This is a genomic window from Parabacteroides sp. Y3-G-102 (assembly GCF_023656845.1).
In the GTDB taxonomy this organism is placed as follows: Bacteria; Bacteroidota; Bacteroidia; order Bacteroidales; family Tannerellaceae; genus Parabacteroides; species Parabacteroides distasonis.
In genome coordinates this window covers 1-19,452 of record NZ_JAMOKU010000059.1, presented here as the reverse complement: position 1 = coordinate 19,452, position 19,452 = coordinate 1, and the positions used below count along the sequence as shown (strand labels likewise).

The window sequence follows — 19,452 nt, the reverse complement described above, 5'->3', positions numbered from 1 at the left end:
GATAGATAGATTCAATGATTAAACACCAATGCCGCCGCCCCGAGGCATCCGGCCTTATTTCCTAATCGGGCAAGCTCGATAGTCGTGAAGTACGAGGTTTCCTTCATCACGTATTTCCCGACCTGCTCCCGTATATTGTCAATGTAGAAATCTCCGGATTCCGAAATGCCTCCGCCGATAATCACCTTTTGCGGAGCGAAAATGTTGATAAGGCTCGCTACGCCTAGGGACAGATTCCGGAAATGATCCTCCATAGCGAGTACGGCCTCTTTCTCCTGAGCTTTATAGCGCTCTACTATATATTTTCCATCGATACGGGAAGGTATCTCCCGTCCGTTCTTCTCCAATAATTGCCGATATAAGGTGATCAACGCACTTACGGAAGCGTGTGCCTCTAGGCAACCGGACGCTCCGCAAGTACATTGATTCCCATTCAGACCATGAATAATTAAGTGCCCAAGTTCGGTGCCCCGGTTCCGGTAGCCGCCATAAAGCCGGCCGTTCAAGAACAAGGCGCCCCCTATGCCGGTACCCACCGTCAGGAAAACGATATCGGAGAGACCTTTAGCCGCCCCATATATCACCTCGCCCAACCCCATAAGGTTTGCGTCGTTGTCGATGAATACCGGTAGATTAAATTCCGCTAACGCAAGATCCAATTGTTGGTTATCCAGTTCAGGAAGATTATTGGCAAAGAGAACCACCCCCTTATCTACTACGGAAGGTACACCTATGCCAATTCCGTAAATCCCCCAATCCCGGGAACGGGCGTAGTCTGTCATTTTCCGTACGATACTTTTTATGGTATCGGATAATGGGCGTGGATTCTCTTTTGATTGTGTGGTTTCCGACGATTCGTAAAGAATGTCGCCATTCTGGTTCACAAGAGTATATTTTATGCTTGTTCCTCCAATGTCTAATGCGATAGCGTATTTCATGATAATTGTAAAAGCTTAATTAGAACTATGCGCCGCTTCCCTGTCGATCAGGCAAATCACGTTCGGGTGCAGCCACAATAAGGAGGCCGGCAACTCCGTCGAGATCTTCTGTTCAAGGAAAGCTTGAGTAATCTCCCTTTTCTTTATCCCGTTGATAAGAAGGATAATCAGGCGTGACTGAAAGATATTCGCCATGCCCAATGTCAGTCCGTATCCCGGTTTCTCCGTATCCCCGGCGATCATGGGATGTTGCAAGGATTTCTGGGACAGATGAGCCACATGGCAATTCGTATGTAAGGAAGGAGCCGGCTCGTTCAAGGCGATATGGCCGTTCATCCCTATTCCTAATATACAAATGTCGATAGGGCCTTTTTGATCCAGTATCTGTTGGATCCGCTCACATTCCGCCTCAGGGTTCTCCGGATCGCTTTGGAACGCTATATACCGGTCTTCCGGGATTTGAAGCGGACCTACGAAATAGTTCCGTAGATACGACTCGCACGTACCCGGGTGATCCATCGGGATTCCTCCCCATTCATCGAGCTTTAGTACCGTGAATTGGGAGAATAATTCCGGTTGGCGACCGGCTTCCTCTACCAGTAACTCATACATCCGGGTAGGAGAGCCCCCAGTGGCGGCACAAAGCGTAAGTGCCTTGTGCTGCCCTAACTCTGAGGTAACAATCTCTTTTGCCTTAAGGCTTAATGCCTCATAAGATTGACAAATCTCTATTCTCATACGATTTTAGAGCTCTTTGATTCGGATATTGCGGAAGCAAACACCATAACCGTGGTCTTGCATACCGATGTAACCCGGTTGTTTTCCGCATTGTAGCATCAAGTCGTAAGCTTCCGGGCATTTCTCCGGACTCGTGCTGAACTTGCTGAACTTACTATGATTCACTAACGTGCGCCATACCGGTGTACCGAACTGGAATTCCAGCACTTTCACGTCGTTCATGTAATGGATCACGCGTTGGTTATAGACAACGATTCTCGTCTTGTTCCAGTTTCCGTACGGTTTTACGGGTTGTGGATCCGGCATAATCATGTCATATACGGCACCGGCCTGACGGTTACCATCGCAACCTTCCCATGCGTCCGGCATATTCTCGTTGTCGAGTAACTGATATTCTGGGCTGGAGTAATAAATAGGTGTACCCTCAATTTCTTGCGCAGTATAGAAGATACCGCTATTACCGGCCTTGTCGATCTTCCATTCGATCTCGAAAACGAAATTTTTGAACTTCTTGTCGTAGATCAAGTCGCCGAAGCCCGTGTCTGCCTTATTGTCGCTACCTTTATAGGTGATCGATCCGTCTTCAACCACCCAACCTAGGGGTACATCCTGACGGCAATAGCCGCGCCATCCGTTCAAGGTTTTCCCGTCGAACATGGTGATCCACTCGCCTCCCGTAGGGATACCATCGCTATCGAGGGCTTGGGTTTGGGCGGTTTGCGTTCCGGCATTGTTCGTATTGTTATTGTTGCCAGAGGTACATGATAGAGCCGATGCGAATAAGGCTACGGCCATAATACTGCTATAAATCTTTTTCATCTTTGTATAGTTATTTAAGTAAATTATCTAGTTGTAGAGACGGGGTGTGCCCCGTCTCATCCCATTGTTGTTCGCTTTTATAACTTGAGATCTTCCCATCCATCGCGGTATTTCCGCTTGATGAATTGGTTCGCTTGCTCGAAGTTGGTGATACGCATGTTCGCTCCGTCCCACTGGAAAGTCTTGTTTCTTCCCGGATAGATAAAGCCCTCGCGTTCTCCGTAGATCGAGTCGTTATGTTTCACTTGTTCCCGGATATTATAGCTGCGTAAGATCAGGTTACCCATCAATACGGTCTCCGTCAACGGACCGGCGTAACCTTCGAATGGTGATTCTACGTCCGCCTTGTCGTATCCTGCGATACAAGAGTCGATCCATGCCCAATAGTGGCCATTCGTACCCCCTTCGATACGTTTATATTTATGAGGAATGTTCACGTCTTTGTCGAATAAAGGTTTCTTGTTCGCCTTTACCCCCTTCGGCCAGAATCTTGGATCGGAACCACCCCAGCCGCAAGAAGCCATACCTTTCGTACCTACGAATACGGTTGCGCCTTCCACGTCCATCATATCCAAGTCTCCCATCGTGCAGGTCATATCGGCATCTGGGTCGATCTCCTCGAAACGTTCTGGCATGATACCGCCGTCCATCCAATACAGACTCAAGTCGCTTCCGTCTTTCTTCTTGAATTTATAACGGATCGAGCTGGCTACCGGGCAACTTTCAGGATAATAGGCTTCTTCGAAGATACCGGAGTAAACATTGGTCGTGCTGCAAGAAACCTCGGTCGGATAACCTAATTGAAGCAATTTGAATGGAGGGCCGATGATGTGGCAACCCATATCTCCAAGAGCGCCTGTACCGAAACGCCACCAACCACGCCAGTTGAACGGAACAAGATTATCGATATAATCCACATACTCGGCGGTACCTACCCATAAGTCCCAATTTAATCCCTTGGGAACCTCAGGCTTCTGGCTCGGCCAAGGAATACCTTGCGGCCATACGGGACGGTTGGTCCAGCAATATACCTTCTGGATGTCGCCCAGCAGATCCGCCTCGAACCATTCACGAAGGGTACGCATACCGTCGCAAGAGTTACCTTGGTCGCCCATCTGGGTCACGACCTTGTATTTCTTGGCGGCCTCGGTAAGGATACGTGCCTCGTAAATATCGTGCGCGATCGGTTTTTGCAGATATACGTGCTTACCCATCCGCATAGCGCCGAAAGCTTGGATCGCATGGTTATGATCCGGGGTGGAGATACATACTGCATCGAAGTTTTTGTGCTCCTTCTCATACATCTCACGGAAGTCATTGAAATACTTTGCCTTCGGGTATTTCTTGCGAGCGTCGACAGATTGACGGTCATCCACGTCGCACAGACAGGTGATCGCCGCGTTCTTATGCGGCGTATTCATTAAGCTACCCAAATCGGCGGCTCCCATACCGCCGCAGCCTATTTTTGCGATATAAAGCTTATCGCTGGGAGCTACATGTCCTAATCCCGCTACGGTAAAGCTGGGCAGGATCGTAAGGGCGGCAGCGCCTGTGGCTGCCATCCCAAGGAATTCCCTTCTAGAGATTCCAGTCGGACTGGATTGTTTATTTACCTCTTTCATAAATTTGTTCATATTATGATTAATAATTGAATTGGGGTCTAAAGAATTGATATTAAAAACAGACTGATATGATTAGAATGCCGGATATCCCGGGTTCTGAACCAAATTATTGTTCTTCTGCCAAGCCTTGAACGGGATCGGGAAGATCTTACGATATTCCGGAGTCTGTTTCGGCTTCATATATCTCGGTTTCAGATAAGTCCCGAAGCGGATCATATCTTGGCGGCGGACAAATTCGAATGCCAACTCATAACCACGCTCGTTATAAATATCATCTAATGTCACGCTCGTGTAATTATGATCGGAATTACCATAAGCCCTTTCCCGGATAGCGTTTACCAGACGAGTAGCTTCACCGAGATCCCCGCCCATGCGAACCAAGGCTTCCGCTTTCATCAGGTATACATCGGCCAGACGGAAAATAGCGATATCGTTCTCCATATTGGTATTTTGCATGCCTTTCTCATATACCCACTTATTGATACGTGCGCCGTCTTCTTGGTGAACTTCGCCCCACGGAGTTAAGTTACCGTCCGCATCGGTTTTCTCTGTTCCCGGTACCACATTTAAGTCGATCGTATGGATCAAGTCATGTCCTAGGGTCGTTTTCAAAATCTCTCCCGTGCTAGGGTCGATCATCGGGCCGATCAAGAACGAACCTTCGTAACGAGGATCTTCCGTATCAAATGTGCGGACAAAATCCGGCTGGGCGTTGATACCGTTCCACATACCGCCGGTGAAACCTAATACATCGGGATCCAGATAATGCAATGTCCAAAGATGGATGGAGTTGCCCCACTCATCGGATGCCTTGTAGCAGATCGGGAGAATGATCTCCCGCGATACCTCGTTATGAACCTCGAAATTGGTTTTCCAATTCGGTTCGATGATATATTCGAGTTTCATGATCTCGTCGCACTGCTCCACAACACCTTTCCAGTTCGGTTCACCGATCCATTCCTCGGCGTTGAGGTACATCTTCGCCAATACCATGCGGGCAGCACCTTGCGTAAACTTACCGTAGCTGGCATCTGATACATCGGAGCGCAAGTTCGGGATGATCTCGGTTAATTCCTTAACCACATATTTATAAATGTCCGCACGGCTTGTGCTGGAGGGCAAGGAGGTATCTTCAAAATCTGTCACTAGTGGAGCGTTACCGAAGATATCTACGATTACATAATACCAGAAAGCGCGTAATCCTCTTAACTCGGACAAGTATTGAAGCTTAAGCTCATCGCTCATGGCTTCGCTTTTCTCTATAATATTATATACGGAGTTAACCGTAGTTAGGCCTCCCGTACAATAATCCCAGCAATTTTCTACAGAGTAAGAGTTCGGTTTCCAGCTATGCATACATTGTTCCATATACTGTCCACCGTCCCACCAGTCACCACCTACACGTGTCGGTGCCATCAAGATATCGGCTGTCATATCGGCCGCCCCCCAAGGACCGTCGTAGGCTAGCATATTTTTCAAAGATTGATATGCCGGAGCCATGATTGCGTTGATCTGCTTTTCCGTTGTCCCGAATTCGTCGGTAGGAAGTTTGTCGTATACGTTCTCGTCCAAATCCATGCAAGAGACAAGCGCTACCGGAGCGAGTACGGCACATATTATATTTTTGAATAATCTTTTCATGATCGTTACTGTTTATGTATTAGAAATTCAAGTTTAATCCAACAGAGAATGTGCGTGCCTTCGGATAAAATTCACGAGGTTCTACACCCGGGGTTAAACCGTCTCCTGAATCCATAGGGACTTCGGGATCAAGACCTTTATATTTCGTGATAACGAATAGGTTTTGTGCCGTGAAATAAACACGGATACCGTTCAAAGCTTTGATCTTATAACCTAAAGTCAAGTTGTCGAGACGCATAAAAGATCCTTTCTCTAAATAATAGTTGGAGAATCTAGGAGTTTCGCTTAACGTATAGGTCAATGGATCGTCCAGCGCATTCGTTCCCGGCAGGAATCCGGATTGAGCGTATGCCATGCGGGTCGCATTCAATATATCATTACCGATCGTTCCACGCAAGAAAAATGATAAGTCAAAATTCTTGTAACGGAAAGAGTTGGTGATACCGTAAGTCAATTTCGGCTGTGCGGAACCGATGTAGTCGTAATCCGCCGGATCGGAAATCTCGCCGTCGCCGTCTTTATCTACCAAGATATATCTACCGTTCTCGTCAATACCGTTACAAACCAAACCGTAGAATTGTCCGATAGGGCGTCCTTCTTCCAATACGTGCGTACCACTGGAGCTTCCACCCCGGATGAATACGTCACCTAATAAGATCTTATCCATCGTGAATACATCGTTGGATAAACGAGTTACCTCATTTTCATTGTGAGCCAAGTTCAAGGAAATGTTCCAGTCGAAATCCTTTGTGCGGATAGCGTCTGCGTTCAAACTCAGCTCGATACCCGTATTACGCATATCACCTACGTTTGCCATGATCTTATTATATAAATAAGGAGGGGTTGGTACCGGATAGGTATAAAGCATGTCAGAGGTCTTTTTGTTATACCATTCGATACGACCTCCTAGGCGGCTATCCAATACGGAGAAATCAAGTCCGATGTTCAACATCGCTGTTTGTTCCCATTTTAGGTCCGGATTGGCGTTCTGGCTGATCTTATAAGAAGGCAACCAAGAACCGGTATCATAATATACACCATCTGTGCCGTAAAGCTCGAGGGTTTTGTAGGGGTCCAATCCTGTTTGATTACCAGTGATACCATAACCGACACTTAACTTTAAGTCGTTAAGCCAGTTTACTTTTTGCATAAATGATTCTTGGGTGATATTCCAACCCACGGAAACGGAAGGGAAGGTACCCCATTTGTTATTCGTTCCAAATTTGGAAGAACCATCCCGGCGTACGGTAGCTGTCAACATATATTTCTCATTGAAGCTATAATTGGCTCTTGCGTATAAAGAGATCAGGCGACTTTGCCATTTCTCAGACTCCGCGTCTCCGGGGTTCAGGTTTTGTCCTGCGGCCAAATTGTTAGCGCCTAATAAATCAGTGACGAAACCACGGGTCTGTACGTGAGTCTCCTCATAGTTCTCCTCTTCCCAAGAATAACCGATCAAGGCATTGATCTTATGCTTATTGAACTCTGCCGAGTAATTGGCGGTCCATTCCATCAAATCCTTATCACGCAATCTCGACCAACGTTCGGCCTTACCGCCATCGTTGTAGCCGGCTTGAGACTCGATGCTACTGTATTTACTCTCATCTTCCGTGTTCCGGCTTTTAGCTAAAAGAACTTTAGCCTCTAAGCCATCGATAATCGTATAACCGACATCAGCGGTTCCATAGAAATTATTGATGCGGTTCTTATGTGTATTCTCTTTCTGGTTACGTACCGGGTTTCCTTGGTCGTATTCACGTGTGTCGAACCAAGATCCATCCTCTAGCTTAACCGGACGTACGGGAATCATATTGTAGGCAAGCAAGAAGTTTGTCGTATTTGTCGGTGCGTTATCCGTAACGGTAGCCACGCCGGTGATGCTTACTTTCAAACGATCCTCCAGCGCACGTTGGGAGAATTGGAAACGGGCGTTGTAACGGTTCATGGAGTTATCGCGTGCGATACCTTCACGTTGCATATAAGAAAGGGAACCTCTATAGTTATGGTGTGAACCACCTCCTGATAAAGACACGGCATGATCCTGTTGGAAACCGATTCTCGTGATCTCGTCGAACCAATCCGTGTTCGCTCCCATGTCAAAATCCTTACCATCCTTACCCGGGGTAGAGGAAGTATAGCTACGCCATTGGTCCGCCGTCAGCAGATTCGGCTTGTTGGCCAAGGTAGATACACCGAACGCTCCATTATAAGCGATGGTCGGTTTGCTGGCGTAACCTTTCTTCGTAGTGATAAGGATAACACCACCCGCTGAACGGGAACCATAGATAGCGGCTGAAGACGCATCTTTCAAGATAGAGATAGATTCGATATCCTGCGGATTAACCGTAGACATGTCCATGCCCGGTACATTATCGATAACAACCAACGGACCTTGGTCCTTTTGCAAGGTTGACATACCTCTTAATTGAATCGTCGAGTTGCCCGTTACGTCGCCGGAACCCGTATTGATCGTTAAACCGGCCACCTTACCTTGTAACAAATCCGCTGCGTTACGAGTCAGACCTTGGTTGAAATCCTCAGCGGTCACATTGGTGATAGAACCGGTAATCTCACGTTTTGTCTGCGTACCGTAACCCACTACGACTACCTCGTCCAGTTTTTGAGTGTCCTCTTTCAGGTTTACATTGATCTCGTTTTTGCTGCCTACCGGTTGCAACTGTGTCATGTAACCGATATAGGAAAACTCAAGAGTTGCGTTAGAGGATACTTCCATAACGTATTTACCATCCAGATCTGTAATCGTGCCGTTGGTCGTGCCTTTCTCGACTACGTTAGCGCCGATAATAGCATTTCCTTCCGGGTCTTTAACGACACCGGTGATACGTTTCTTAGTCTGTTGGGCAACAATGTTTTTATTAAATACATTGATATTTCGTCCTTCGATCGAATATTTCAAACTCGTGTTGCGTAGTGCTTGCGATAAGATATTTTCTATGGACTTATCGGTTGCGTTCACGCTCACTTTTACGTTCTTTACGTCAGAATCCACATAGAAGAATAAGAAATCGCTTTGTTTTTCTATAATAGCGAATAGATCGGTTAGCGGGGCCTGATCTGTCTTCACGGAAATCGTTACAGATTGTGAATAGGAATTAGTCGCTACCGCTTGGAACAGTGTCAAGAAAAGTAAAATAAAGGACATTTTTAGGACCGAGAGCATTTTTTTTAAGTCTTTGGACCTAAAAGACCTATAATGCGAAACATTTTCCATATTTTTGTACTGATAAAAGGTTGATAATATGCGTCTGCCACAAAATTTGGTCGTGGAGTAGCAGAAGCAGGAATTAATTCTTTTTAATGGGGCCGGCTGTATTTTTGCAGCCGGTTTTGTTTTTTTTGAAAGATATGATCCGTGTTATCTCATAGGCATTGCTTGTTTTTTAAGATGTGTTGATATTTTTATTTTATTGAATATAGTAAGTTCCATCTCTTTGTGACCATTTGATCGGCAAACTGCGAGATATTACTTGTAAAATCTCCTTTAAAGATTGATCCTCGCTGAATGTTCCGGATACAGTGACATTCGGGTCCAGCAATCTCTTGTTTTCTATATGGATCGGGATCTCGTATCTTTTCTCAAGCTCATTCAGCAAGGTACAAAGCGCTATTGATTTATACTTTAGCAAGCCGTCTTTCCATGCCAGATTTTCTTTTGCGTTGACGGATTGGATATCAATCTTGTTCGTTGAACGGATGAATGTAAGTTGCTGGTCGGGAGCGAGTAAGACTTGTTGTGTCGGGCTTTCGAAACGGATAGACCCTTCCAGCAGGACGGCTGTGATCTGATCGTTCCCTTTATCGGCTTTTACACTAAAGGTCGTTCCTAATACCCGTATGGAGGCATTTCCCATATCGACGATGAAAGGTCTTTCCGGATTTTTCGCCACCTCGAAATAGGCTTCTCCTTCCAAATTAACCTTTCGCTGATCCGTACCGTATGCGTCAGAGTAGGTAAAGCGACTATTCCGGTTCAAAATGATCTTCGTACCATCATCCAATGTAAAATGAGATTTATTTTTATCGGTTATATAGGTATAGAATTGCTGAACCTTCCCTTCCCGGGTATTTAAGTGTATTGTCGCGAAAAACAAAACAAGAAAGGCGATTGCTGCCGCAATGGGAGTAGCGATGAAACGGATCAGCCTCAATCTCTTTTGCCGACTTTGATCGTCGATCTTCTTTCTCAAATTATCGAGGGACACATTAGGCATTAAGGAATGGCTGAACGAGACTTCCGCATCCCAATAACTCTTTAGCAACCGAAATTCTTTTTTGTTCTTTTCGTCTGCGTTCAGCCATTCGCTCAGCGAAAGAAAATCTTCCGAGGAGCTGTTGCCACTTAATATCCTTGTGATAATATGATCTATGCTGTTCTCCATTTTAAGTTGTTTCTATACTAATAGTCGCAACCAAATTTGAAAACCCTTAGTGGGAGCATGGATTTTTTACTTATTTTTTTCGTAGCTCATACACGAGTTCTTTGTATTCGGGTATCGCGTTGAATGAGGGGCATTGTTTGATCCATTCATCCGGCGAGATCGTCCCGTCTCCGTTTAAGTCCTCCGAGAGATCCCGGTGCCCACATACCCATGAGCTGGGAAAGCAGATTAAGAGATGCCGGATCAAACGTAACAACGAGGTCTTTTGAGCCTGTGTGCGGGTATCCCGTGGCTGTCCGGTGATGTCCAGTCCACCCTCGTAGCAAATCCCGATGCTGTGTTTGTTGTGTCCTCTCGCATGAGCCGGAATTTGCTCTAGCGGGCGCAGGTTCACCACTTCTCCCGATTTACGGATGTAGAAGTTGTAACCGGCACGGAGGAATCCCCGTGCCTTGTGGTCACTCTCCAGTTGCTTCGGGCTATAGTCCGTATTCTCACGGGTTGCCGAGCAATGAATCACGATCAGGTCAATTTTTTTCATATCTCGTCCGGGCTTTCGCTATCAGAACCTGCGCTCTTTTTCGTAACCTCCAGAGGCTCGAAATTCACCTCATTGCGGGTAGTCCGCAGGGCCGAGCCCGGGAAAAAGATAATACGTGCCCCCTTTATCTTGGTGGCGTCGAAGTCCTCGGGCGTATTCGTTCCTTCGGAGTTAATAGACATACGGAAGTTTCCAAATTCTCCCAATTGCACCACGTTGCCGGAGGAAAGTTCCAGATCCATCGCCCAGTTTAATGAATCGAGCACCGCTTTCACGTCCGCCGACGAAAGCGTGGAGCGAGAGCAAATCAGTTTACATAATTTGTTGAGGTCCGAAGTCCCCGACGTTTTAGCGATCGCGTAGTTCTTTACTGAGTCTTTCTCTGCGCCGTTCAATACCTTACGCTTTACTACTTTAAATTTCACTGCCATAATTTTGAATTTTAAAAGGTTAATTACTAATGACAATGCAAAGATAGAGCCTCTGAAAAACGGGAATCGGCGAGTGTCGGTGAGTGTCGGTGAGTGTCGGGATATGTAAGTAGTAGTCGGTTTACTTGTTATTCTGGTTTTTTATTACGTAATTTGCGTTACGTGAATTGCGTAATGCAAATAAGATGCTGAATATGAATAATCCTTTTTTAATAGTTGGTTATCAAGGTCCAGAATATTTTTGTGATCGGGAGAAAGAGACTGAAGTGATTTTATCCGCTCTTCATAATGGGAGAAATATCACGTTGGTAAGCCCTCGCCGTATGGGAAAGACCGGTTTGATCAAGAATGTTTTTTATACGCTACAAGAAAAGGAGAAGAATGCCAAGTGCTTCTACTTAGATATTTTCTCTACTCAAAATTTGCGTGAGTTTGTCGCTTTGTTGGGAAGGGAAATCTTAGGTAAGCTGGATAGTCTCTCTCAATCTACGCTGAAGACCTTGCTTTCTTTTTTTAAGAGTTGCCGTCCCGTGATAACAATGGATGAGTTATCGGGCATTCCGTCTGTATCCTTGGATATCGTCCCTTCGAAAGAGGAGGAGACGCTGAAGGAGATTTTCGACTACTTGCGGCAGTCTGGAAGAGAATGTTATCTGGCTATTGACGAGTTCCAGCAAATCATGGAATATCCGGAGAAAGGGGTGGAAGGCCTATTGCGTTCTTATATTCAATTTTTGCCGAATGTTCATTTTATCTTTTCGGGGAGTAAAAAGCACTTGATGGAATATATATTCTTCTCAATCAAGCGCCCCTTCTATCAATCCACCCAAAAATTATTTTTAGACAAGATCAGCAAGGAGGTGTATTTTTCCTTTGCCCATTCTTTCTTCGAGAAGGAAGGGAAGGAGCTTCCGGAAGAAATATTTGATAAGGTGTACACATGGGTAGATGGGCATACTTGGTATGTGCAATATCTTTTGAACCGTCTCTTCGCTTTACCGGAAAAAACACTTTCTCCGGAGCTTCTTGATTCTCTCATGATGGAGATCTTACGGGAAGAAGAATATACCTACCAGACTTATTTCCAATTGTTGACATTTAATCAAATCCAGCTATTGAAAGCGATCGCCAAGGAAGGGATCGTCCGGGAGGTCAATGCTGCCGCCTTCATCAAAAAGTATGATTTGAAGGCGGTGAGTAGCGTGAATACTTCCTTAAGGATCTTAATAGATAAGGAGTTTATATTGAGGCAACCGGATGGGTATATCGTGTATGATAGGTTCATGTCTATTTGGCTCAGCCGGATATGACAACGGATGAAAAATATTTAGTTGACACAGTTCGCTCGTACTACCAAAAATTATTCCATTAATATTATGATGGGATTATCTTCTTTGCCCAAATGCCAAAATATTTGTTCTCTTTTTTCTACACAACACGATCAGTTGATTTGTGTCTTCTCCCCAACTTTCGAACTGTTTTTGCAAGGTAGGGGATAGGGTGCGTTTCTTATCCTTTATCCATTGCGCTAGGTCGAACCATTCCATGGTCGTAATGTATAGGTCGTTAGTACTCCAACGAGGCCAGAAATTGGGGCCACCTAAAATATCGTCGGTGATTTTCATCCCGTCCTCATTTTTCACAACAAAACCCTCCCTCTCTTTTTTATCGTAAATCACGAATTTGTAATCATTCTCATTCTCTCCCCGTTGAGTCTGCTTTTGCCTGACTGCGGTGAAAAAGAAGTAACGATCGTCTTCCTCCAATCTTGGTATATTCCAATAATTAATCGCATTTTTGTTATATGCGTCCTCGGAATACCAAGCCTCGTACTCTATGGGCATCTGGTATTTACCCATATCTAGATAGAGATAAGGTCTCCATTTTGTTCCCGATAACTGATATACGGTATCTCTTGACGAGCGGGTTTTCATATAAACATTCTCTTTATATTTCGAGAATTCTCTCAATTCAGAGGAGGAGACAAAAGAAAATCCCTCGTTGAGACTCTCTATCCCATAATTCGGATTGGGCATGACAGTAACGGTATCACCCGCTAAACTCAATGCGCAAGCCATATATTTATCTATATGCATACAAAGATTACAAGTCCATAATACAGAATCCACAAAGACTATATTAAAAAAGTAATCATTAATTTTCTCCTTCCGAAGAAAATTTCCATCGTAATCATAATATAAGATCTGTTGCGTATCCGCATGGATGATCTCTTTTCGAGTAGGATTTATATCTATGCCTAGAATATAGAGATATTCGTCGGGTCCTTGTCCTTGACGGCCTATTTGTTTAACGAATTCACCGGTTCTCGTAAATTTGTAAATTCCTTGCCTTGTGTGAATCAACCAGAAATTATCACCGCAGACAATGTTTAAGATGCGGGAGATTACGATATCATGTGGAGTCTTCAACTCTAAATACTCAATGGTATCGGCTATCTCGGAGATTTTCATCTTTTGCTCTGTCTCTATGCATCGCTCGAAAAGTATGGTTCGCAACTTATCCGGATTCTCTGGGTTTCGATTGCATCCTACCGTTAAAAGTATGCATATCGCTGAGATTGTGATTATGGCTTTCATGTTTCTTTTATTTTGTTTTCAATTTTCCTATAAAGACGATACAATTATCATCATCGGTAATTCGATTATTCAACTCTTTTACTTTTCTCAACACCTCCGGAGATAGTTTTTGATTGGAAATCAAAACTTTTTCCAATTGCTCTTTTAATGCGTAAGGTTCCATGATCGCAGTGAAATAACCTCGATTGAAGGACGGATTGGTAGGCCCATCTATATTCCCTAGCATATTCCATTTCAAATTCACGAAACAACCTTTAAGGCTTTGTTTGTCTACTAGGATTTTCGGGAAACGGGGTAACTCATTATTCCAAGAGGTTTGCGTATACCAAGTGACTAGAAAGTGATTGGGCAGCTCCGTGAAATAATGGCAGATCGGCTCATGACCCGTATGCATCGTAAAAACAGGGTGTAGCGTATTCGAGTCTATGTCATAATGATAAAGTGTGTCTTGCGAGGCTATACAATTATGAAGATAGAAGTCGGAAGCGTTGGTATTCAATGACTCCCGTACCTCATAATCGTAAGTGCTTGGGATCAACATGAATTGGTCGGAGACCGGATATTCTTGGATGATATTGCCTTCGAAATCCTGTGTCCAGATCAATGCGGTGGGAGTTCCTTGAAAAGGTATGCACATGACGGTTACTGTTTTTTTCTCGTCATTGATAACAAATCGTCCTTTATGGGTTATATAGGCCAGAGGAATGTGTTTTTGTGGTTGCCCGTCGAGGTCAAACACTAATATCTTAGAGGCACGAATCTCCATTAGATAGATTTTATTATTATTTTCATCTAAATACTGATCATAAATAGATAAGTTATATTCATCCGGCCCTTGTCCTTGGGAGGAGATCTTTCTGATGAAATCCCCATTACGGTTATAGAGCTTACAGGAAGAGCCTGCCCTAAAAGATTTCACTAAAATATAATGGTCACTCACGGCTATATGGGTATCTTGTCCTGCGGCGGTCAGTGCGTCTTCCGAATTTTCTAGGCGAATAACTTGAAAGGAAGATAGCAAGGAGCTTAATGGTAAATTGAATGTATCCTTTACGGAAGAAAAGTCTAAATCAGTCACCGGATCTCCTTGCAGATTAATAACCTGTGCTATGACCGGGCAATTATCCAAGGTCAACTTTCTGGATACATTTGTCTCTTTATTTCCGCATGAGGAAACAACCGTTAGTAACGTGATCGATACGTAATATATGATTTTATTCATGCGTTTTATTATTTAAACAATGAATATTACACAAATCATCATTCCATGAAAATGGAATGATGATTTGTGTTTACAGAGTCCTCACGACAAACATATACTTCTTCCTGTATATAAGCAAATAATATCTCCGATATTTTCGTAAAGGTGTTGTCTAGCATTTATTGAGGCTCTTTTTGTTGGTAGTAAAGCCCTCTATGTTCACCTCAGATCGTTCCAATGCCTTATCCGGATGACGGCATCCTTCGTGTTGGCGTGATTCCCTATGACCACCAGCTGATGAATTGTTTTCCATCACTGTTGATATTTTTTTACTTTTTAGATTTCACCAACATTACCACCCGATTGTCATCCTCTTCCAATGTCGCGGCCACTTCTTTTAGTTTGCCTTTCAACTTTCCCTTTTGATAGTCCCGGCAAAGATCGAAAGCGTTCAGGGTAGCCCATGATTCACCTTGGGCATTGATAGGGGTCAGCATAACCATATAGAATTCATTTTTAGAAGTATAATCTCCATTGTATATAATATACCTAGAAAACTCCTTTTCTTGGGTATCATACACAAAGTAGGTTTTAGGGAATCCTTCTTCTTTCCTGAAATCATATACGTTTTTTATACCTTCCATGAAATAATAGCGATTGGATATCAACCTCGGAATCAAGAACACTTCCGGATCCATGGTATGGATAGGTGGCGTTCGTGCGATAAACGGACGTAAACTGCAATCGGGCATCAATGTGTAGATCGTATCTGATGAGGGTTCTAATAGCATCCAATTACCATTAAACGGAGTGATTCTGCTGTAAGATCCCGGTCCGGCAGCTCTTGTACTATTTTCCATCCGTAAGACTTGAAAAAAGTACTTCTTCTCTTTAAAGGAAGGTCTTATTTCCTTGGTTATGCTCCCGTCCTGCTTCGATACGAGCAGGAAGGGTATCTCAGCATTGATTTCATCGTAACAAATCAGATTTTCTTTGTCATAATTGAATATTTCCCAATAGAACTGAGAGTCACCTTCTGTTTTCTGCTTCAAACTGCGTTTAAAATTTCCCTCTAAATCATAAACCTTTATTCTTTTCTTATAGTGATCATTTATAAATATTTCATTGTTTTCTTCGTCCAACGTAACACATCTAAAATTTATATATTCTTCCCCTCCTTGTCCTTTACGGTTTATCTTACGGATGGCCTTTCCGCTCCGGTCATATACGAATATATTCCCATCATTATTATAATTTGCCACTATTATGTATTTTTCACCAACCGCTTGTACATATCCCTGATTAATAAACTCATCGTTTGTTTCCAGAGGAATGTATTCCACATCCATGAAGTCTTGCAGTACCAGTTCTTTTTTGGTTGAATAACTTTCATTTACATCTACGGTAATAAACTCATCGGTCGATGAATGACTGCCTCCACACCCTGTCACTACAAACAGGATGGTTACTCCTATAAAACTGAATGTTTTCATTTGCCTATTATTTTATTTATTGTTTATTCCGCTATTTTTTTACATGACATAGGTTAGAACGTCTTTTCTTTTGCTCAAGGTTATACATTTATTCTTTTCTGTTTCCAGCTCTTGTTCCAGACGTGCTTTTTCTATGGAATCATGCGATAACTCATAGCGTTTGGATAATAAAGCCGCTTGTTCCCACTGTTTTTGTGCCAAGGCGCTATCCGGATGTTGGGGCATTAATCTCTCTACCTTCTGGAAGATTGAAGGGTGATGGTTTGGCCTATCACAAGAAATAAAATAGGTTAAGCCTAGTATTAAGAGGTAAACAAAGGTTTTTCTCATAAGTCCATTATATGTAAGGGGTAAAAGTAATAAAAAAATTTATACTATCACCTACCGTTTTCTTATTTCTTAATAGTTCCTTTTCTCCTTATATTTGTAATCCACCCCGAATAGGGCGCCGGCGAAAGTGGAGACCTCACCGAAGCCGATTAATACGGAATTATGGATCTCTCCCGTGGGGCTACACCAGAATCCCATGAACAGCAGCGAGAGGCCGGCTAGGCATAACATCACGGCTACTGTTAATTGTATATTTATTCTTTTCTGATACTTATTTCTTTTATGGTTCATAGGATGAGTTTTTATTTTGTCGAGGTCGTTTTTTTGAGAATCACGATGAGGGCAAGGCCCGGCGCTAGCCATAGCCACCAAGGGGTCGCCTGTCTTTTTCGCTCCTTGCTCTCCTGCGATACGTGCGTGGCGGTACTGGTTTGCGTGGATCGTTGGGCGCTGGATAGGGAAGAGGTGTCTGTTGCCGATCGCCGGGATTGTTCTTGCAGGGTGGCGGTGGTCACGGACAGCGGATATTGCCGCCCGGAACTGTCGGGGGAAGAGAAGGTTACTTGGCGCAGGGTGGCCGATAGGTGATTCCGGCTGTCGCTTTTGGCTTGGCGAAAGAGATGGTCGATACGGATTGCCGAGAGGGAGTCTTTCTCGTGTTTATACAGCCTTTGCTTGTTATCTCGTGAAACCGAGCAAGACAATGCGGATAGGATAATTAGCCCGATACATACAAGTTTATTCATCATTTCTTTTTTCCGCAAAGGTAAGAGACTGAAAAAAGGGCAGTCGGTCAGTGTCGGTCAATGTCGGGATTTGTACCCGAAAAAAAGACGTACGTGTTTTCGGAAAAAGTCGTACGTGTTTTTCGAAAAACATGTACGTGTTTTTTTGAGAACATTTACGGCCGTGATTCGCTCGAAAAAAAGAGTTGGATTACGGGAGAAATCACCGTTATGCCGTTAATAATGGAAAATTGATAATTGAGGCTTGGAAATTAAAGATTCCAATTCTCGGGGTCACCCATATGATCGACGATGGTCCGCACTTGCAAGGGCGTGTAAAGGCGGATGCCTTTACGATAGCCGATGGCTTCGAGGGCAGACAGTAGCTCCGGGTCCCGGCGGATGAAACGGGTCAATTGCGTGGAGGCCGAGGAGGGGAGTACGTTCGGGAAATATAAAAGGGCCAACTCTTGATGGCCATAGATTCTATTCGTGTTCATGGTGTTGCTGTTTTTGTTCTTTTAATCTTAAATACTCTTCATACGTGATACCACTCGAGGAGGGGGTGGTCGTGGCGGGAGCTGCCGTGTCCGGTTGCCGGTAGCGGACGCTCTCTTTCCGTCGCTCGTCCATGAATTGCAGGAGCGAGGTCGTGATGGTCAAGGCATCCACCGATCCGTAGAAGCGTCCGTACCGTCCGCATTTCAGCCGGTGGAAGAAAAGGAGTATCTCGGAAGCCTTTAAAAATGGGTACTCTGTGAGAATCAAGGCTGACAGCTCTTTTTGGCGGCTGACGGGCATTTTCTCTTTTACCCCCGCGAACAGGTTTACGTTCTCCAGCTGGATGCAGATCCATACGATAGCTACCGGTTCACCGTAGCCGACGGCTATCGTGGCCAGCGTAGGGGCCGTGCCCGTATAGGTCCGCTCCGGGTGACGGGCGGCGGCGATCTGTAGATCGGGGGTGAATATCGATAGGAAACCTTGGGCGTCTCCGTATCGTTTACGCATGTCGGCTAGCGCTTGTGGCGTTGGCTGCCATTTGGAGTAGCTCGGCTCTGCGGCCTGCCTCTCCGTTATCATTTGAGGTCGAATGTTCATTTCTAGCTTGAATTTTTGTTACCGTGTTTGTTTTATTTCCTTTTCCTTTTCCTTTTGGGGCTGTTTCTGTCGCTAAAACCGGGGTTTCTGTAACAGGAACCGATATTTCTACCGTAGAAATAGGGGCGGTCTCTTCCCGGATTTCCCATTCGGGGGAGATACGGGATATGCTCCGCTTGTTGATTTCCCGATAGCGGGATTGGATTCCGAAAGATGTGAGGATTCCTTGCAGGGCGAATAGTTCCTGATTAAATAATCGGATCTCAACACAAAATCCGATGATCTCACGGATCTGTTCTTCCTTCAGATTGAGCGTAAATCCGATATCAAAACAGAAATCGTCCGTGTATCGGACGTAATAGCCCGTGGTTCCATACGCTTCGCACAGGATCGCCATGTAGGTGGAGAAACCTTCGCATCCATAATTTTGAAATAAGCGACGTATTTTTCGATCGGACAGCATATCGGTGTCCAGTGGAAAATAACTTAATCCTTTCTTGATTGGTCTCGACATAATTTTTTAATTTAGTGTGGCATTCAGATTAGTTTCCCGTACGAGGGATGAAGAAATAGGTTTAAGGTTCGGCTAACAAACTCGAAAACGAAATTCGACACTCTCTTCCAACTCTATTTTGATGCGAACTTAGTTATTTTAGATGAATATAGACTCTAAATAGGGTATCCTATATTATAATGTACCCGATATCCGTTGCCGTAAAAAACTTGCAAAATAATGCCCGATAAATTTGGACCGTATGTTTTATAGCATTACTTTTGCACCCGCATTCGAGAGAGAACGGCGCTTCAGAAATGATGGAAACGTGGAGGTATCCTTGGGTAGGGGATGAGGTTGGCTGGGCCAAGCGATAATTTCC

20 protein-coding genes are annotated in these 19,452 nt (G+C 44.4%); 1 reads left to right on the top strand and 19 read right to left on the bottom strand.

Annotated elements, in window-relative coordinates:
• Positions 1–11: 11 nt before the first annotated feature.
• The 9 genes from NBH16_RS20765 to NBH16_RS20725 all read right to left on the bottom strand — a co-directional run bounded on the left by NBH16_RS20765 (position 12) and on the right by NBH16_RS20725 (position 11,130).
• Positions 12–938 carry an ROK family protein gene (locus NBH16_RS20765; RefSeq protein ID WP_121962610.1) on the bottom strand — a complete coding sequence of 309 codons (927 nt, stop codon included), beginning with the start codon at positions 936–938 and terminating at the stop codon, positions 12–14.
• A 15-nt stretch (positions 939–953) separates the two neighbouring features.
• Positions 954–1,676 carry a galactosamine-6-phosphate isomerase gene (locus tag NBH16_RS20760; protein ID WP_008773295.1) on the bottom strand — a complete coding sequence of 241 codons (723 nt, stop codon included), beginning with the start codon at positions 1,674–1,676 and terminating at the stop codon, positions 954–956.
• Positions 1,677–1,682: 6 nt separating this feature from the next.
• The gene (locus tag NBH16_RS20755; protein ID WP_250789017.1) at positions 1,683–2,495 is read right to left on the bottom strand and encodes a 3-keto-disaccharide hydrolase; all 813 of its coding nucleotides are present in this window, start codon (positions 2,493–2,495) and stop codon (positions 1,683–1,685) included.
• A 77-nt stretch (positions 2,496–2,572) separates the two neighbouring features.
• On the bottom strand, positions 2,573–4,117 hold the full coding sequence (locus tag NBH16_RS20750; RefSeq protein ID WP_250789016.1) for a Gfo/Idh/MocA family protein: 1,545 nt from the start codon (positions 4,115–4,117) through the stop codon (positions 2,573–2,575).
• Positions 4,118–4,189: 72 nt separating this feature from the next.
• The gene (locus tag NBH16_RS20745) at positions 4,190–5,758 is read right to left on the bottom strand and encodes a RagB/SusD family nutrient uptake outer membrane protein (protein ID WP_005863947.1); all 1,569 of its coding nucleotides are present in this window, start codon (positions 5,756–5,758) and stop codon (positions 4,190–4,192) included.
• Between the two features lie 19 nt (positions 5,759–5,777).
• On the bottom strand, positions 5,778–8,921 hold the full coding sequence (locus NBH16_RS20740; protein WP_250789015.1) for a SusC/RagA family TonB-linked outer membrane protein: 3,144 nt from the start codon (positions 8,919–8,921) through the stop codon (positions 5,778–5,780).
• A 262-nt stretch (positions 8,922–9,183) separates the two neighbouring features.
• A complete protein-coding gene (locus NBH16_RS20735) occupies positions 9,184–10,158 on the bottom strand; it encodes a FecR family protein (protein WP_250789014.1) in 975 nt (324 codons plus the stop codon).
• A 70-nt stretch (positions 10,159–10,228) separates the two neighbouring features.
• Complete coding sequence (locus NBH16_RS20730) at positions 10,229–10,699, bottom strand: N-acetylmuramoyl-L-alanine amidase (RefSeq protein WP_250789013.1); 471 nt, start codon at positions 10,697–10,699, stop codon at positions 10,229–10,231.
• Positions 10,696–11,130, bottom strand: a complete 435-nt coding sequence (locus NBH16_RS20725) for an HU family DNA-binding protein (protein ID WP_005863956.1) — start codon at positions 11,128–11,130, stop codon at positions 10,696–10,698. Before NBH16_RS20725 ends, NBH16_RS20730 begins: the two co-directional genes overlap by 4 nt.
• 194 nt (positions 11,131–11,324) lie before the next feature.
• Between NBH16_RS20725 and NBH16_RS20720 the strand changes: the two genes are divergently transcribed.
• Positions 11,325–12,440, top strand: a complete 1,116-nt coding sequence (locus NBH16_RS20720) for an AAA family ATPase (protein WP_005863959.1) — start codon at positions 11,325–11,327, stop codon at positions 12,438–12,440.
• Positions 12,441–12,515: 75 nt separating this feature from the next.
• Here NBH16_RS20720 and NBH16_RS20715 read toward each other — a convergent pair whose 3' ends face one another.
• From NBH16_RS20715 to NBH16_RS20670, 10 genes are all read right to left on the bottom strand, one after another.
• Positions 12,516–13,727, bottom strand: coding sequence for a DUF4934 domain-containing protein (locus tag NBH16_RS20715; RefSeq protein ID WP_008773300.1), 1,212 nt, complete (start codon positions 13,725–13,727; stop codon positions 12,516–12,518).
• A 7-nt stretch (positions 13,728–13,734) separates the two neighbouring features.
• The gene (locus NBH16_RS20710; protein ID WP_121961370.1) at positions 13,735–14,949 is read right to left on the bottom strand and encodes a DUF4934 domain-containing protein; all 1,215 of its coding nucleotides are present in this window, start codon (positions 14,947–14,949) and stop codon (positions 13,735–13,737) included.
• Positions 14,950–15,100: 151 nt separating this feature from the next.
• Positions 15,101–15,241, bottom strand: a complete 141-nt coding sequence (locus NBH16_RS20705) for a hypothetical protein (RefSeq protein WP_005863964.1) — start codon at positions 15,239–15,241, stop codon at positions 15,101–15,103.
• A 16-nt stretch (positions 15,242–15,257) separates the two neighbouring features.
• The gene (locus NBH16_RS20700) at positions 15,258–16,421 is read right to left on the bottom strand and encodes a DUF4934 domain-containing protein (protein ID WP_250789012.1); all 1,164 of its coding nucleotides are present in this window, start codon (positions 16,419–16,421) and stop codon (positions 15,258–15,260) included.
• A gap of 39 nt (positions 16,422–16,460) precedes the next feature.
• Positions 16,461–16,751 (bottom strand): hypothetical protein, encoded by a 291-nt coding sequence (locus NBH16_RS20695; RefSeq protein ID WP_005863966.1) that lies wholly within the window; start codon positions 16,749–16,751, stop codon positions 16,461–16,463.
• 69 nt (positions 16,752–16,820) lie between these two features.
• Complete coding sequence (locus NBH16_RS20690; RefSeq protein WP_005863967.1) at positions 16,821–17,042, bottom strand: hypothetical protein; 222 nt, start codon at positions 17,040–17,042, stop codon at positions 16,821–16,823.
• A gap of 11 nt (positions 17,043–17,053) precedes the next feature.
• On the bottom strand, positions 17,054–17,500 hold the full coding sequence (locus NBH16_RS20685) for a hypothetical protein (protein WP_229036785.1): 447 nt from the start codon (positions 17,498–17,500) through the stop codon (positions 17,054–17,056).
• 248 nt (positions 17,501–17,748) lie between these two features.
• The gene (locus tag NBH16_RS20680; RefSeq protein ID WP_005863971.1) at positions 17,749–17,976 is read right to left on the bottom strand and encodes a DUF4248 domain-containing protein; all 228 of its coding nucleotides are present in this window, start codon (positions 17,974–17,976) and stop codon (positions 17,749–17,751) included.
• Positions 17,963–18,577 carry a DUF6633 family protein gene (locus tag NBH16_RS20675; protein ID WP_081024259.1) on the bottom strand — a complete coding sequence of 205 codons (615 nt, stop codon included), beginning with the start codon at positions 18,575–18,577 and terminating at the stop codon, positions 17,963–17,965. Before NBH16_RS20675 ends, NBH16_RS20680 begins: the two co-directional genes overlap by 14 nt.
• A complete protein-coding gene (locus NBH16_RS20670) occupies positions 18,480–19,091 on the bottom strand; it encodes a DUF4373 domain-containing protein (RefSeq protein ID WP_250789011.1) in 612 nt (203 codons plus the stop codon). The genes NBH16_RS20675 and NBH16_RS20670 overlap by 98 nt, the downstream gene beginning before the upstream one ends.
• Between the last annotated feature and the right edge of the window lie 361 nt (positions 19,092–19,452).